Origin of the sequence: Gordonia araii NBRC 100433, assembly GCF_000241265.1 — a bacterium.
Lineage (GTDB): Bacteria > Actinomycetota > Actinomycetes > Mycobacteriales > Mycobacteriaceae > Gordonia > Gordonia araii.
On sequence record NZ_BAEE01000073.1, the window covers coordinates 1 to 16,816 of the forward strand.

The following is a 16,816-nucleotide window of genomic DNA, read 5'->3' on the forward strand; positions in this document are numbered from 1 at the left end:
GGTTACCCTGAAAGTTGCCCATTCGCCACCAGGCGTTCACCGACCCCGAGGCCACCACCGTGCCGACCGAGCACCGCAGCGGCGTTCCCGCGCAGACGGTTCGCGACACCGACCGGAGTCCGGCCGCGATCGTCGGGGCACTGTGCGTCGCGGGCGTCGCGGTGGCGTTGATGCAGACGATCATCGTGCCGCTGGTCCCACGGTTGCCCGAGTACCTGCGCACCTCCAACGACAACGCCGCATGGGCTCTCACCGCGACGCTCCTCGCCGCCGCGGTCGCCATGCCGATCGCCGGACGCCTGGGCGACATGTACGGTAAGCGGCTGTTGTTGCTCCTCAGCCTTGCCACCGTGGTCGCCGGGTCGGCCGTCTGTGCCATGTCCGACACTCTCGCCCCGTTCCTCGTCGGCCGCGGACTCCAGGGCCTGGGCATGGGGCCGTCGCCCTCGGCATCGGCATTCTGCGCGACTGCCTCCCGCCCGAACGGCTCGGCGGGGCTGTCGCGCTGATGAGCGCGGCCCTCGGCGTCGGCGGCGCCCTCGGGCTGCCGGTCGCCGCCGGCATCGCCCAGCGGGACTGGCACGCGCTGTTCTGGGCGGCCGCCGGTTTCGGACTGGTCTGCCTGATCGCCGTCGTCGCCGTGGTGCCGGAGTCACCGACGTACCGCGAGGCGCGCTTCGATTACCTCGGCGCCCTCGGCCTCGTCGCGGCGCTCACCCTGCTGCTGGTGCCGCTGAGCAAGGGCGCGGCGTGGGGCTGGGCCTCGCCGCGGGTGGTCGGGATGTTCGTCTGCGGTGCCGCGATCTTCGCGGCCTGGACCGTCTACGAGTGGCGGCGCGCCCATCCGCTCGTCGATCTGCGGATCAATGCCACCAGGGCCGTCGCCCTGACCAACGCGGCCTCGGCCGCCACCGGTTTCGCCTTCTTCGCGATCACGGTCGTTCCGATCCTCCTCCTGATGGCGCCGTCGGAATCGGGCAACGGGAACGACCTGCCGATGAGCGCCGCGGGCGCTCTCCTCATGCCCGGCGGGCTGACGATGGTCGGCTTCGCCGCCGTCGGCGCCATCCTCGCCAAGAAGTTCGGCGGCCGGATCGCGCTGGCCGCGGGCGGCGCCATGATGGCGCTCGGCTACGTCATCGCGGTGCTCCCGTTGGCCGCCGGATGGCACGTGGCACCCTGGTATGTCGTGATGATCTCGTGCACCGTTTCGGCCGGCATCGGCGCCGCATACGCGGTGATGCCCGCGCTGATCATGTCGGCCGTCCCCCAGCGCCAGACCGGCGAAGCCAACGGCGTCAACTCGCTGGTGCGTTCGCTTGGCACGTCGGTCGCGGCCGCGGTGGTCGGCATGCTGCTAGCCCATTTCGTGGTCATCCTCGACGACGGCGACGCCTATCCTTCGACAACCGGCTACCTCGCAGCGATCGGCGTCTCCCTCGCCGCGTGCCTCGTCACCATCGTCTGCGCGGTAGCGATCCCTGCCTCGGCCGAGACGCCGAGCTGACCCGTGTCCGACGATGCACGCGGCGCACGGCGCCGCGACACCCCAGCCCGGCCGTCGGCGATCGTCGCCGCACTGTGCGCCGCCGGAATCGCCGTCTCGTTGATGCAGACGATCATCGTCCCGCTGGTCCCCCGGCTGCCCGAGTATCTGCACACCTCCAACGACAACGCCGCGTGGGCGCTCACCGTCACCCTGCTGACCGGCGCGGTGTCCACGCCGATCGCGGGGCGCCTGGGCGACATGTACGGCAAACGGCTGATCCTCGTGCTGAGCCTCGCCTCGGTGGTCCTCGGCTCGGCCGTCTGCGCGCTGTCGGACAGTCTGCTCCCCTTCGTGGTCGGCCGCGGTCTGCAGGGCGTCGGCATGGGCGCCATCGCGCTGGGCATCAGCATTCTGCGCGACTGCCTGCCTCCCGAACGGCTGGGCAGCGCGGTGGCGGCGATGAGCGCATCGCTGGGCGTCGGCGGCGCGCTCGGGCTTCCGCTCGCCGCCTTCGTCGCCCAGTTCGACTGGCACGCGCTGTTCTGGGGCGCGGCCGGCGTGTCCCTCGCCTGCCTGACCGCCGTTCTCGTCGTCGTCCCACGGTCGCCGACACACCGGATCGCCGGATTCGATTATCTCGGCGCCCTCGGCCTGGCCTCGGCATTGACCTTGCTGCTGCTTCCGCTCAGCAAGGGAGCGACGTGGGGCTGGACGTCGACGATCACGCTCGGCCTGTTCGCCGCCTCACTGATCGTGTTCGCGCTGTGGGTCGCCTACGAGTTGCGCCGCGACCATCCGCTCGTGGACCTGCGAACCACCGCCATCCGCACCGTCGCCCTGACCAACGCCGCGTCGGTGGCCGCCGGCTTCGGCCTGTTCGCGATGTCGCTCATCCCGGTTCAGCTGCTGATGGCACCGGTCGCCACCGGCAACGGCAACGGGCTCTCCATGGTGAAGGCCGGGCTGTACCTGGCTCCGGGCGGACTGATGATGTTCGCGTTCTCCAACCTCGGGGCGCGGGTCTCGAAGGCCTTCGGCCCCCGGTCGTCGCTGGCGCTGGGCGCCGGAGTCATGGGAATCGGCTACCTGATCCAGCTGGTGTTCCTCGTCGCCGACTGGCACATCGGGCCCTGGCACCTGGTGCTCATCACCTGCTGCATCTCCGCCGGCATCGGCATCGCCTACGCCGCCATGCCCGCGCTGATCATGGGTGCGGTGCCGTTGCGCCAGACCGGTGAGGCCAACGGCGTGAACGCGCTGATGCGCTCGCTGGGCATGTCGATCGCCTCGGCCATCGTCGGCATGGTGCTGGCGCACTACGTGGTCACCGTCGAACTCCCCACATCCGTCGGGCCGCGCGACCTCGCCTTCCCGTCGAACACCGGCTACCTCATCGCGACGGTCATCTCGCTCATCGCGTGCGCGGTGTCCGTCGTGTGTGCGCTGCTACTTAAGTTCGACGATGAGGTCGCCGCCGTGAGCGTCGACCTGTGAGCCGAGCGGCAGCGTAGCGACCGTTCCCGCCCTCGGCGCGGTGATGGTGGACTCCATCTTCATCGCCTCGATCGTCCCGAGCGGATCCCCGGCCGCGACCTTGTCGCCGACGCTGACCTTGATCGCGACCACGCCGTCGAACGGCGCGCCGACGTGGCGCGGGTTCTGCGGATCCGCCTTGGCCGCGGCCGCGGGCGCATCGCCGGCCGCCTTGTCGTGCACCATCACCGAGCGCAGTTGCCCGTTCACCGTGCACATGACCGTCCGTTCGCCGTTCTCGTCGACGTCGCTGACGGCCGCCAGGCCGATGGTGCGCTCGACGCCGGGTTCCAGCTCGACCCGCTCCTCGACCCCGGCCCGCAGGCCGTAGAGGAAGGCGTTCGCTGACAATCCCGACGTGTCGCCGAACTTCTCCCGGTGCTCGGCCAGTTCGGCCGTCGGACCAGGGAACAGCAACCGGTTGAGCGCCTGCCTGCGGTCGGTTCCCGGTTCAGCGAGCACCGCCCGGTCGGCGTCGCCGACCTCCTGGACCGGCTGCGCCTCGCCCCGGCCCTTGAGAACCTCGGTGCGCAACGGCTCGACCCAACCGGCGGCCGGTTCACCCAACTCGCCGCGGAAGAAGCCGATCACCGATTCGGGGATGTCGAAGGCCTCGGGGTTCGCGGCGAACTCGTCCGCGGTAATCCCCTTGGCGACCAGGGTCAGCGCGAGATCGCCGACCACCTTCGACGACGGAGTCACCTTGACCAGTCGGCCCAGCATCCGGTCCGCGCCCGCGTAGGCGTCCTCGATGAGTTCGAAACGGTCGGCGAGCCCGAGCGCCGCAGCCTGTTGATACAGATTCGAGAGCTGCCCGCCGGGAATCTCGTGCTGGTAGACGCGGCCGGTCGGCGGGTGCTGCCCGACGTCGAAGGGGGCGTACACCTTGCGCAGCGCTTCCCAGTAGGGCTCCAGCGCACAGACGGCGTCCAGGTCGAGGCCGGTGGCCCGGTCGGTACCGTCGAAGGCGGCCACGATCGCCGACAGCGACGGCTGACTCGTCGAGCCGGACAGCGGCGCGCTCGCACCGTCGACGGCGTCCGCGCCGGCCTGGACCGCCGCCAGATAGGTCGCCAGCTGTCCGCCAGCGGTGTCGTGGGTGTGGACGTGCACGGGCAGGTCGAAGTTCTCCCGCAATGCCGACACGAGCTTCGACGCGGCCGGCGGGCGCAGCAGCCCGGCCATGTCTTTGATCGCGAGGATGTGCGCACCGGCACCGACGATCTCCTCGGCCAGACGCAGGTAGTAGTCGAGCGTGTAGAGGTCCTCGGCCGGATCGGTCAGGTCACCGGTGTAGCAGAGCGCGACCTCCGCGACGGTCCGTCCCTCCTCGCGCACCGCGTCGATCGCGGGCCGCATCGCGTCGACGCTGTTGAGCGCGTCGAAGATCCGGAAGATGTCGATGCCGGTGCTGGCCGCCTCCTCGACGAAAGACGTGGTGACGACCGTCGGATAGGGGGTGTAGCCGACGGTGTTGGCGCCGCGCAGCAGCATTTGGAGACAGATGTTGGGGATCGCGGCGCGCAGCTTCTCCAGCCGCTCCCACGGGTCCTCCTTGCAGAACCGCAACGCGGTGTCATACGTCGCGCCGCCCCAGCACTCCACCGAGAACAGCTGCGGGGTGAGCGAGGCGATGTAGGGCGCCACCCGCACGAGACCGCTCGTGCGCAGCCGCGTCGCGAGCAGCGACTGGTGGGCGTCGCGGAACGTCGTGTCGGTGACCGCGACGGCGTCCTGCTGCCGCAGCACCGCGGCGAAGCCGGTCGGTCCGAGGTCGCGCAGCCGGTTGCGGGTGCCGGGTGCCGGTTCCGCGACGGTCAGGCCGGCCAGCTTCTCCCGCGGACGGATGACCGTGGCCGGGCGCTCGTACTCGCGGTTGATGGTGACGTCGGCCAGGTACTCCAGCAGGCGCGCCCACTTGGCGTCCGAGGGGTGGCTGACCAGCAGCTCCGGGTGCTCGGCGATGAACCCCGTCGTCACCGCGCCGGGGGCGAACTCCTCGCTGGACAACAGCGACAGCAGGAACTCGATGTTGGTGGAGACACCGCCGATGCGGAATTCGCCGAGGGCGCGGCGCGCGCGGGTCAGCGCCGCCTCGCGCGTCTTCCCGCGGCAGGTGACCTTGACCAGCATCGAATCGAAGTAGCCGGAGATCTCCGCGCCCAGGTAGGTACCGCCGTCGATGCGCACCCCGGCGCCGCCGGGCGAGCGGTAGGTGGTGATCGTGCCGGTGTCCGGCCGGAACTCGTTGGCCGGGTCCTCGGTGGTGACGCGGCACTGCACGGCGAATCCGTGGACCTCGATCTGGTCCTGGGTGATGCCCAGCTCGGGCAGCGTCGCACCGGCGGCGATCTGCAGCTGCGCCGCCACCAGGTCGATGTCGGTGACCTCCTCGGTCACCGTGTGCTCGACCTGGATGCGCGGATTCATCTCGATGAAGACGTAGTGGCCGTCGGGAGCCAGGAGGAACTCGACGGTACCGGCACCGCGATAGTTGATCGCCTTCGCGAAGGCGACGGCGTCGTTGCAGATCGCCTCGCGCAGGGCCGGATCGAGATCCGGGGCCGGCGCCTGCTCGACGACCTTCTGATGGCGGCGCTGCACGCTGCAGTCGCGCTCGTAAAGATGCACGACGTTGCCCGCGGCGTCACCGAGGATCTGCACCTCGATGTGCCGCGGCGAGGGCACCGCCTGCTCGATGAACACGGTTCCGTCGCCGAAGGCCGATTCGGCCTCGCGCGACGCCGCCGCCAGCGCGTCGGGCAGCTGCGCGGGATCATCGACATGGCGCATGCCGCGCCCGCCGCCGCCGGCCACCGCCTTGACGAACAGCGGGAAGCGCATCTTCGCGCCCGCGGCCGCGAGTGCGTCCAGGTCGGTACTGGGATCGGTGGATTCCAGTACCGGAACACCGGCGTTGCGGGCGGTGGCGACCGCGGTCGCCTTGTTTCCCGTCCAATCGAGCACGTCGGCCGGTGGCCCGACGAATGTCAGCCCCGCCTCGTCGCAGGCCCGGGCCAGACCCGGGTTCTCCGAGAGGAAGCCATAACCGGGATAGACCGCGTCCGCACCGCATTCGCGCGCCACTTCGACGATCGCGTCGATGTCGAGATAGGCGCGCACCGGGTGGCCCGGTTCGCCGATCTGATACGACTCGTCGGCAGCGTTGCGGTGCAGCGCGTTGCGATCCTCGTACGGATAGATCGCGACGGTCTGGAGTCCGAGTTCGCGGCAGGCGCGAATGGCGCGCACCGCGATCTCGGACCGGTTGGCTATCAGGACTTTGTGCACAGGAGTTCAGGCCTTCACCGGGCGTTGGGGCTGACCGTCGTAGGCACTGAGCGGACGGATCAACGCATTGTCTTCAGTCTGTTCGATGATATGCGCGGTCCACCCGGTGACCCGGGCCATCACGAATATCGGGGTGAACGACGCGATGTCGAAGCCCATCAGGTGATAGGCCGGACCGGTCGGGAAGTCCAGGTTGGGCTTGATGCCGGTGCGCTCGTCCATCTGCTTGGCGAGTTCGTCGTAGATCGCCAGCCACTTCGTCTCGCCGAGGTGCTCGGACACCCGCACCAGCGCCTCGTGCATCGTCGGCACGCGCGAGTCGCCGTTCTTGTACACGCGGTGGCCGAAGCCCATGATCTTCTCTTTGCGCTCCCGCTTCCCGTCGAGCCAGGCGGTGACGCGCTCGGGACGGTCGATGTCGATCATGTCGTGCATGACCGCCTCGTTCGCACCGCCGTGCAGCGAGCCCTTCAGCGCGCCGATGCCGGCCGTGACCGCGCTGTAGATGTCCGACGTCGTCGAGGTGACGACGCGGGCGGCGAACGTCGACGCGTTGAAGCTGTGCTCGGCGTAGAGGATCAACGACTGCTCGAAGGCCTTCACGATCACCGGATCGGGCACCTCGCCGAAGCACATGTACAAGAAGTTCTCGGCGTACCCGTAGCCGTGGTGCGGCGCGATCGGCTTCAGGCCCCGTCGCCTGCGCATGTCCTCGGCGACAATGGTCGGCAGCACCGCGAACATGCGCTCCGCCTTCGCCAGGTTCGCCTGCGGGGTGGCCACGTCCTCGTCGGGGTCCTGCGTGCCGAGGAAGCTGACCATCGTGCGGCAGACGTCCATCGGGTGGCAGTTGTCGGGGATGCGGGAGAGCACCGCCTCGGCCGACCGGTCGAGACGGCGGTTGGCCCGCTCCTTCTGGCTGAACTGCTGCAGTTGCGAAGCCGTCGGCAACTCGCCGTGCCACAGCAGATAAGCCACCTCCTCGAAACTGCAGTTGGCCGCCAGGTCCTGCACGGCATAGCCGCGGTAGGTCAGCGAGTTGGTCTCCGGTACGACCTTGGAGATGGCCGTCTTGTCGACGACGACGCCGGCCAGACCCTTGCGGATCTCCGGTGGTGCTGTAGTGGTCGTTTCGGTCATGTCTTCACGCCCCTGGAATCGTGAAATTAAAAGTGGCCGTGTCGAACTCGTTGTAGTCCGAATAGCGCAGCAGCTCGTAGAGCCGTGAGCGGTGCTGCATCCCGTCGAGAAGGCCGGCCTGGGTTCCCTTCTCGGAGATCTCGCGCAACCCGGCCTCGACCGCGCCCATCGCGATGCGCAGCGTGGTCACCGGGTAGATGACGGCGTTGTAGCCGAGGTCGCTCAGCTGCTGGGCCGTCAGGAGTTCGGACTTCCCGAACTCGGTCATGTTCGCCAACAGCGGGATGTCGACTGCGGCGCGGAACTTCTCGAACTCGCCGGCATCGGCGAGCGCCTCGGTGAAGATGAGGTCGGCCCCGGCGTCGACATAGGCCTTGGCGCGGTCAATCGCGGCGTCGATCCCCTCGATGGCGCGGGCGTCGGTGCGCGCGCAGACGACGAAGTTCTCGTCGCGCCGCGCCGCGACGGCTGCCCGCAGCCGCTTGACCATCTCGCCGGTCTCGACAACCGCCTTGCCGTCGAGGTGACCGCAGCGCTTCGGGTTCACCTGGTCCTCGAGGTGACACCCGGACAGCCCGGCGTCCTCCAGCGTGGCGATGGTGCGCGCGGCGCTCATCGGCTCGCCGAACCCGGTGTCGGCGTCGATCAGCGAGGGCAGATTCGTGGCGCGGGCGATCTGCCCGCCCCGTCCGGCGACCTCGCTGAGGGTCGTCAAGCCGATGTCGGGGAGGCCCAGGTCGGCCGAGAGCACGGCGCCCGAGACGTAGACGCCCTCGAAGCCCAGGTCCTCGACCAGCTTGGCGACCAGCGGCGAGAAGGCACCGGGCCAGCGCTGCAGCTCACCGGAGGTGAGGCCGGCCCGCAGCGCCTTGCGCTTGTCGGTGTCGGTGACCGCGGAGGAGAAGAGATCCATCAGAAGATCCCCCGGCCGATCTGGGGAGCACGGTCGAGGACCGACTCCTCGACGACGATGTTCAGCGCGCTCAGCCCGCCTGCGGCGATGCCGTCCAGTCCTTCGGCGGCCACCAGGAAGCGCTCCTGCTCCGCGGGCGTGATCACGCCGTCGGCGAGCTTGGTGAACTTCTGCTTGTACTGCTCGCGGGCGAACGGCCGCGCGCCGAGCGGGTGCGCGTCGGCAACGGCGAGTTCGTCTTCGATGACGGTCCCGTCCTTCAGCGTGATGACCGCGCGGGCACCGAAGGCCTTCTCGTTGGGGTCCTCGCTGTGGTAGCGGCGGGTCCACTCCGGGTCTTCGACGGTGGAGATCTTGCGCCACAGCTCGACCGTGTCGGGACGGCCGGCACGCTCGGGGGCGTAGGACTTCACGTGGTCCCATTCGCCGTCCTGCAGCGCGACGGCGAAGATGTACATCACCGAGTGGTCCAGCGTCTCGCGGCTGGCCGTCGGGTCGAACTTCTGCGGGTCGTTGCTGCCGGTGCCGATGACCACGTGAGTGTGGTTGGAGGTGTGCAGGACGATCGAGGAGATCTCGTCGGTATTGGCGATCCGCTCGCGCATCCGGCGGGCGAGGTCGATCGGCGCCTGGCTCTGGTACTCGGCGGAGTGCTCCTTGGTGTAGCTGTCGAGGATCGCGCGCTTGGGCTCCCCCGGTCCGGGCAGCGGAACCGTGTACTCGGCGTCGGGGCCGTCGAGGAGCCAGGCGATGACACCGTCCTCGCCCTCCCAGATCGGCGACGGCGCACCCTCACCGCGCATGGCGCGATCGACGGCTTCGATGGCGACCTTGCCGGCGAGCGCCGGGGCGTAGGCCTTCCAGCTGGAGATCTGGCCCTTGCGGGACTGTCGCGTCGCGGTGGTGAGGTGCAGCGCCTGACCGACCGCCTGGTAGATGGTGTCGATGTCGAGGCCGAGCATCGTGCCGATACCGGCGGCCGCCGACGGGCCGAGGTGGGCGACGTGGTCGATCTTGTGCTTGTGCAGCGAGATGCCGCGGACGAGGTCGATCTGCACCTCGTAGGCGGTCGCGAGGCCGCGGATCAGGTCGTGCCCGGAGACGCCCTTGTGCTGGGCGACGGCCACGAGCGGCGGGATGTTGTCACCGGGGTGGGAGTACTCGGCGGCGAGGAAGGTGTCGTGGAAGTCGAGTTCGCGGACGGCCACGCCGTTGGCCCATGCGGCCCACTCCGGCGAGTAGTTGCCGTTGACGCCGAAGACCTGTGCGCCCGGCTTGGCGGGGTGGCTCACGGCCTGCGCACGGGCGGTCGTGACCGGGCGGCGAGTGACCGACGCCGCGCTGACCGAGGCGTTGTCGATGACGCGGTTGATGATCATCTCGGCCGTCTCCGCCGGTACCTCGACGGGATCGACCGCGATCTGCGCGATCTTGTACGCGAGGTGCTCTTCGGTCGGGAAATCTTCGGCGCTACGGTGGGTGCGAACCTTGTGATTGATCATGATTCGCACCATACGCACAAGGTCTGCGCGAGGTAAAGTACCTGGTAAGGCGTATTTTTGTGTACACTAGCCTATAGTTTTGCAAACGTTGTGTAAGGAAGGTGGCATCGTGTCTGGTCACAGCGGGAAAACCCACACCGGAGCGCGTCTCCGTCGCCTGCGCGAGGAGCAGAAACTCTCTCAGGCCGCACTCGCGCGGCGCCTCGACCTGTCGACGAGCTATGTCAACCAACTGGAGAACGATCACCGCCCGCTGACCGTCCCGGTCCTGATGGCGCTGCGCCGGGAGTTCGAGATCGCCACCGACTACTTCGCCACCGACTCCGACGCTCGGCTCGTCGGCGACCTCTCCGAGGCGGCGCAGCACACCGAGTTCGACGGCATCAGCCAACCGGAGATCGAGGAGCTGGTGGCCCGGATGCCCGGCGTCGGCAAGGCGATGGTCGGCATGCATCGCCGCCTGATCGCGGCGACGACAGAACTGGAAACCTACCGGGCCAGCGTGAACCGCGACGAGGCCGAGACGCCGCGCACCTCGACGCCCTTCGAGGAGGTCCGCGACTTCTTCTACGACAGAAAGAACTACATCCACACCCTCGACATGGCCGCCGAGGCCATGTTCGCGGACCTGGGACTGCAAGTCGGCGGCATCGACGAGCAACTCGCCGCCGTCCTCGAACGAGACCACGGGATCCGGGTGGTACTGGCCGACCCGGGCGCGGGTGCGACGGCGCGCAAGCGCGTGTACGACCCCGCCTCCCGCGTGCTCACCCTGGCGCGGCACTTGCACCCCGGGCAGCGCGCGTTCCAGCTCGCCACCCAACTCGCCTTCCTCACCCAGGCCGCCAGGATCGATACGATCGTCGCCGGCGCGGAGGGGCTCAGCGACGAGTCCGTTCCCCTGGCTAGGGTCGGGCTGGCCAACTACTTCGCCGGTGCGCTCGTCCTGCCCTATTCCCTGTTCCACGCCGCCGCCGAAGAAGACCGCTACGACATCGAATTGCTCGGACTGCGCTTCGAGGTCGGCTTCGAGACCGTCTGCCACCGGTTGTCGACGCTACAGCGCCCGAAGCAGCGGGGCGTACCGTTCATCTTCGTTCGGACCGACAAGGCCGGCAACATCTCCAAGCGCCAGTCCGCCACCGCCTTCCACTTCTCACGCGTCGGCGGCAGCTGCCCGTTGTGGGTGGTCCACGACGCGTTCACCACCCCCGGCCGGATCGTCACGCAGGTGTCGTCCATGCCCGACGGGCGGTCCTACTTCTGGCTCGCGCGCACCGCCGACGAACCCATGCAGGGCTACCTCGGCACGCGCAGCGGTTTCGCCATCGGCCTCGGCTGCGATCTCGCCTACGCCGATCGGCTGGTCTACTCGACCGGCATCGACATCGACGATCCGCGCCGAATCGTGCCCATCGGCGCTGGCTGCAAGGTCTGCGACCGTCCCGATTGCGCCCAGCGGGCCTTTCCGCAGCTGGGCCGGCCGATCGTCGTCAACGACAACGTGGCCGAGTCCGTCCCGTACCGCTCCCCCTCCGCCCCCTGACCGTCCGATTCCGCCGACTGGGCACCCCACCCCCCCGCCGAGTGGGCACCCCACCCCCGCCGACTGGGCACCTCACCTGTGCCGACCGGGCACCTCACCTGCGCCGAGTAGACACCCGATGTAAATCTCAGATTTACAAGAAGCCGTTGTAAATGCTAGGTTTACACCATGACAGCGGTCGATAGCGCGACACGAGCCATCCAGCAGCGCGTCGGCAGTCTCCGTGCAGCGGCCGCGGGACTCGACTCGCGCGACAAGGCGATCACCTTCCTCCACGATGTCCACGCCCTCGTCGGCGAGTCGGAGCACCTCTTGGGCGAGGCGGCACGGGCGGCCCGCGCCGCCGGTTGCACGTGGCAGGACGTCGGCGACGTCGTCGGAACGACGCGGCAAGCGGCATTTCAACGATTCGGCAAACCCATCGACCCTCGAACAGGAGCCCCCATGGCCGTCACCGCTCTGCCAGACGCTACCCAGAAGGCGAACAGCCTCTTCTCGTTGTTTCCAGCTCACGACTGGGCGGGCATCTTCTCGACGTTCACTCCTCCGGTAGCCGCCAGGCTCCCCCAAGACTCACTCCCGGACATCTGGGCCCACGTTGTCGCCCAGTTCGGCGAGCTCGAATCCATCGGCGACGAAGCCTATGTCCGCACTCAAGGCATTCATACCGTCGTCGACCTGCCCATCGAGTTCGAGGCGGGCGCGATGGTCGGCCGGGTTAGCTATGACCAACAGGGCCTCGTCGCGGGCCTGTTCTTCCTCAATCCGGAAGCAGTCGCCGCCGAGCGCGACGCCGCGGTGCCCACTCGGCAAGGTTGAGGTGCCCAGTCGACGTAGGTGAGGTGCCCACTCGGCGCAGATGAGGTGCCCACTCGGCGGAATGGCTACTCCAGCCAGTGCTGCACCTCCAGCGCGGCAGCGACCGTGATCGCGTTGCGCGACAGCTCGACGGGCAGCAGTTCCTCCGCACGGGCCAGGCGGCGCACCACGGTGTTGCGGTGGGTGTACAGGCGTGCCGCCGTCGCCGTGGAGTTGCACAGCTGCCCGAACCAGATCCGCATGCATTCCCGCAGCTCGGGGTCTGCGCCGGTGAGGTCGCCGAGTGTCTGTTGCACGAAGTCGTCGACCACCCGCCGGTCGTCGACGATGGCACCGATCAGCGCTAAGTCCTCGTAGCGGACGACCCGCCTCGCCGAGCCGAGACGAACCAGCGTCTGATCGGCGCCTAGCGCCTGAAAGTGACTGCGCCGAAATGCCTCTCGCCCACGACCGGAGAGTCCTATCGCGATCCGGATGCCCGATGGGATGCTCTCCTCGTCGACCTCCAGATCATCCGCGGGAAACCACACCCACAGACGATCGGCTCCGGCCAGCACGGTGAGCCGGCGCCCGAGCCGATTCGCCGCCATGATCGAATCGCACACCGACTCGAGCCGGTTCATCGACATTCCGGCACCGCTCAGCACGACCGCCGTCTGCGGACCCGACAGCCGATAGTGCAGCTGGGCCTCGGCACGCGCATCGTCGATCGGCGCACCTTCCAAGACGAGCGCGACGGCCGCGCGCCGCTCCGCATGCGTGTCGCCGGCGAGCTGCGCCCGTGCGACGGCGATCTGGTCCGCCAGCGCACCGACCGTGTCGTCGATGAACGCGTCGATCGACCGCGACGTCACATCCAGCACCTCGCGCAGCACCTCGACGTCGTCGGTCAGTGAGAAGCAGATCTCCATCCACCGGCGCCATGCCACCGACTGAGCCGTGCGGAAGGCGTCCAGCATCCCCGAGTCCAGTCCTCTGCGAACCATTTCCCGGACCATCTCCGCACCGTCCTCGACCACGCGAATCGGCACTCGCGCACCGGGCGCGGCGAGGTTGTGCTGCGCCCACTGGGCCAGATTGCCTTCATTGGTGCGCCGCAACGCCTCCACGAGGACGGGGTCGTCGGCGATCTCGTCGAGGCGCACACCGCGCAACGCCGCGTCGTTGAACTCGTCGATCCATGCCTGCGGCGGGTCGACGACCTGCAGTACGCCGGCGACGATCATCGCCGCCGCTTCGGCCGATGGTTCGGGCCATTCGTCAACCATCTGTCGATTATGCACCGCTACCACGTGCCGCCTAGTGCATATCGCCCTTGCTCCACCGCTGGCCGGCGACGGAGAATTGAACACGAGAACAACAGCCGTCAGGAGCGACCATGACCTCGACTCAGCCCACCGCCACCACCGACTACGACGTCGTCATCGTCGGGGCAGGAATCTCCGGCATCGGCGCGGCGCACTACCTGCGCACCGAACACCCGGAGAAGTCCTTCACCATCCTCGAATCGCGCGACGCGATCGGTGGTACCTGGGATCTGTTCCGCTACCCCGGAATCCGCTCTGACTCCGATCTCTACACCTTCGGCTACGAGTTCAAGCCGTGGCGCGACGAACAGTCCATCGCCGACGCCCCCCGCATCCTCGAGTACCTCCGCGAAGCCGTCGCCGAGGACCACCTCGAAGACAAGATCACCTTCCACCGCCGGGTGATCGCCGCCGACTGGTCCGACGCCGACCAGGCGTGGCACCTGACCGTCGCGCGCACCGACAAGGGCCCCCGCGCCAAGACCGAGACCATTACCACCCGGTGGCTCTTCTCCGGCACCGGCTATTACAACTACGAGCAGGGCTACTCGCCGGAGTTCCCCGGCAGCGACCGCTTCGGCGGCCAGATCGTGCATCCGCAGCATTGGCCCGAGGACCTCGACTACAAGGGCAAGAAGGTTGTCGTGATCGGCAGCGGCGCCACCGCGGTCACCCTGCTGCCCGCCATGGCGCCCGACACCGAGCACATCACCATGCTGCAGCGCACACCGAGCTACATCATGCCGCTGCCGCGCCACGATCCGATCGCGCGCGGCCTGATGCGCGTCTTCGGCGACGAGCGCGGATACCAGCTGAGCCGCCAGAAGAACATCCTGCAGTCCAAGGCCATCTACCAGTACTGCCAGCGGTTCCCCAAGCTGGCACGCGCCACGATCCGCAAGGTCAACGAGTCTCAGCTGCCCAAGGGCTACGACATCGACACGCACTTCAACCCGCCCTACGATCCGTGGGACCAGCGACTGTGCGCCGTGCCCGACGCCGATCTCTTCAAGCAACTGCGCAAGGGGCAGGCGTCGATGGTGACCGGCCAGATCAAGACTTTCGACGAGACCGGCATCGAACTGCAGGACGGCCGACACCTCGACGCCGACATCATCATCACCGCGACCGGGCTCAACCTGCAGCTCTTCGGCGGGATGGACCTCTCCGTCAACGGCGAGCCGGTCGACCTGCCGTCGAGGATCGCCTACCGCGGCGCGATGCTCTCCGGCGTCCCCAACTTCATCATGGCCATCGGGTACACCAACTCGTCGTGGACGCTCAAGATCGGCCTGCTGTGCGAGTGGTTCTGCCGGGTGCTGAGCCACATGGACCGCGACGGCTACGCCTCGGTGCGGCCGGTCGCACCCAAGAACATGGAGACGCGGCCGATCCTCGACTTCGACGCCGGCTACGTCAAGCGCGCACTGGACACCCTGCCCAAACAGGGCGCGGCCGACCCGTGGAAGACGACCATGGCCGTCTCGCACGACGTCAAGAATCTGCGCAAAGGCGCCGTCGACGACGGATTCCTCCGGTACGAGAAGGTGAAGGCGCCGGTCAGCACGCCCGCTTAGGGGAACGCCGATCGCGAGTTGACGCGCGACGAGCAGGCCACAGGGTCAGAATTGTCCTATGGCCGCGATCGCCGCCGACCTGGCGGAACTCGAAGCGTCGGCGCGTACGCTCGTCGAGCGCTGGCTCCGCGACGGCGCATTGGCCGCCGGCCGACGGCCTGATCCGGCGGCCCGCCGTCTCGCCTCGATCCTGCGCGATCCGCACGGGCTCGAATTCACCGTCGGCTTCGTCGACCGCGTGATCGGCACCGAGGACCACCGGGCCGCCGCCACCGCGCTGCGCGAACTCGCCGCCGACCTCCCCGCGACGCTCAGCGCCTTCGACCGTGCCCAACTGCGACTCGGCGGAGCGCTCGGCCGGTATCTGCCCGGAACCGTCATCCGGCTCGCACAGGCCCGGATGCGCGCCATGGTCGGGCACATGATCGTCGACGCCCGCGACCGCCCGTTCACGAAAACCGTTGCCCGCCTACGGAAGTCCGGCCATCGGCTCAACATCAACCCGCTGGGCGAAGCAGTGCTCGGCGACGCCGAGGCCGATCGTCACCTGGAGCAGGCGCGCACCCTGCTGCGTCGCGACGACGTCGACTACGTCTCCGTCAAGGTCTCCTCGGTCGCATCTCAACTGTCGATGTGGGCGTTCGACGACACCGTCGAGTACGTGCTGCGCCGCCTCCGGCCGCTCTACCGCGACGCGGCCGCGGCCCCGGGCGGCGGCGCCAAGTTCATCAACCTCGACATGGAGGAGTACCGCGACCTGAACCTCACGGTGGAGGTCTTCACCCGCCTGCTGAGCGAACCCGATCTGCACCGGTACGAGGGCGGCATCGTGTTGCAGGCCTATCTGCCCGACGCGCTCGCGGCGATGAACCGTCTCGCCGCCTTCGCCGCCGACCGCGTCCGCGATGGCGGCGCGGGAATCAAGATCCGCCTCGTCAAGGGGGCCAACCTGGCGATGGAGCGGGTGCACGCCGAGATGTCGGGCTGGCCCCTGGCCACATGGGATTCCAAGCTCGCCACCGACGTCAACTACAAACGCGTGCTCTGGGAGACGATGCGACCCGAGAAGATGTCGATGTCGAGCGGCGGCGAACCTCCCCGACCGTGCCTCCGTCTCGGCATCGCGGGACACAACCTGTTCGATATCGCCTTCGCCCACCTGCTATCGGAGCGGCGCGGCGTCGCCGACCGCGTGGAGTTCGAAATGCTGCACGGGATGGCGACCGAGCAGGCCGACGCGGTCAGCACCGACGTCGGCCGTCTGCTGTACTACGTGCCGACGGTCGCTCCCCGCGAATTCGACGTGGCCATCTCCTACCTGGTGCGCCGCCTCGACGAGAATGCCGCCCCGGAGAACTTCATGTCCGGCATCTTCGACCTGGCTCCGGGAAGCGACGCGTTCACCCGCGAATCCGAGCGGTTCGGCGCCGCGGTCGACGAACTCGGCCGAACGCTCGTCAGCGCCCCGGAGCTTCCGCTCCCGAACGACCGGCAGGACCGGGTCGCCGAGGAGCGGCGTGAGCCCGCGCGACACACCGGCCCGCTGCCGGAGTTCCACAACGAACCCGACACCAACCCGGCGCTGCCGGCCAATCAGACCTGGATCCGCGAGGCGATCGAACGCAGCACCGATACCGCCTGGTTCGACGGCCTGCCGGTCCCCGCGACGATCACCGAAGCCGATGTCGACGGTGTCGTC

At 68.5% G+C, this 16,816-nt stretch carries 10 protein-coding genes and 1 pseudogene; 6 read left to right on the top strand and 5 right to left on the bottom strand.

The genetic code is table 11. From position 1 onward, the window contains the following. Positions 1-170: 170 nt before the first annotated feature. Together GOARA_RS16410 and GOARA_RS16415 are read left to right on the top strand one after the other, a co-directional pair. Positions 171-1,507, top strand: a pseudogene (locus GOARA_RS16410) (MFS transporter). A 3-nt stretch (positions 1,508-1,510) separates the two neighbouring features. Next, the gene (locus GOARA_RS16415) at positions 1,511-2,983 is read left to right on the top strand and encodes an MFS transporter (RefSeq protein ID WP_007323546.1); all 1,473 of its coding nucleotides are present in this window, start codon (positions 1,511-1,513) and stop codon (positions 2,981-2,983) included. Here the strand turns inward: GOARA_RS16415 and GOARA_RS16420 are convergent. The 4 genes from GOARA_RS16420 to prpD are packed head-to-tail and all read right to left on the bottom strand — an operon-like array spanning position 2,936 to position 9,868. Beyond that, entirely contained in the window at positions 2,936-6,313 is a 3,378-nt protein-coding gene (locus tag GOARA_RS16420) for a pyruvate carboxylase (protein ID WP_007323547.1), read from the bottom strand. The genes GOARA_RS16415 and GOARA_RS16420 overlap by 48 nt on opposite strands. Positions 6,314-6,319: 6 nt before the next feature. Further along, positions 6,320-7,453: a bifunctional 2-methylcitrate synthase/citrate synthase gene (locus tag GOARA_RS16425; protein ID WP_007323548.1), complete on the bottom strand. Its 1,134-nt coding sequence runs from the start codon at positions 7,451-7,453 to the stop codon at positions 6,320-6,322. A gap of 4 nt (positions 7,454-7,457) precedes the next feature. After that, positions 7,458-8,366 (bottom strand): methylisocitrate lyase, encoded by a 909-nt coding sequence (gene prpB / locus GOARA_RS16430; RefSeq protein WP_007323549.1) that lies wholly within the window; start codon positions 8,364-8,366, stop codon positions 7,458-7,460. Further along, a complete protein-coding gene (gene prpD, locus GOARA_RS16435; RefSeq protein WP_007323550.1) occupies positions 8,366-9,868 on the bottom strand; it encodes a 2-methylcitrate dehydratase PrpD in 1,503 nt (500 codons plus the stop codon). Before prpD ends, prpB begins: the two co-directional genes overlap by 1 nt. A gap of 109 nt (positions 9,869-9,977) precedes the next feature. On the opposite strand from prpD, the gene GOARA_RS16440 reads away from it, so the two are divergent. Then, positions 9,978-11,414 carry a short-chain fatty acyl-CoA regulator family protein gene (locus GOARA_RS16440; protein WP_007323551.1) on the top strand — a complete coding sequence of 479 codons (1,437 nt, stop codon included), beginning with the start codon at positions 9,978-9,980 and terminating at the stop codon, positions 11,412-11,414. Positions 11,415-11,582: 168 nt separating this feature from the next. Beyond that, entirely contained in the window at positions 11,583-12,233 is a 651-nt protein-coding gene (locus GOARA_RS16445; RefSeq protein ID WP_007323552.1) for a DUF3887 domain-containing protein, read from the top strand. Between the two features lie 65 nt (positions 12,234-12,298). Here GOARA_RS16445 and GOARA_RS16450 read toward each other — a convergent pair whose 3' ends face one another. After that, entirely contained in the window at positions 12,299-13,501 is a 1,203-nt protein-coding gene (locus GOARA_RS16450) for a PucR family transcriptional regulator (protein WP_007323553.1), read from the bottom strand. 110 nt (positions 13,502-13,611) lie between these two features. On the opposite strand from GOARA_RS16450, the gene GOARA_RS16455 reads away from it, so the two are divergent. Next, complete coding sequence (locus tag GOARA_RS16455; protein ID WP_007323554.1) at positions 13,612-15,117, top strand: flavin-containing monooxygenase; 1,506 nt, start codon at positions 13,612-13,614, stop codon at positions 15,115-15,117. A gap of 58 nt (positions 15,118-15,175) precedes the next feature. Then, positions 15,176-16,816: proline dehydrogenase family protein (locus GOARA_RS16460; protein ID WP_007323555.1), on the top strand; the 1,641-nt coding region annotated here is incomplete at its 3' end.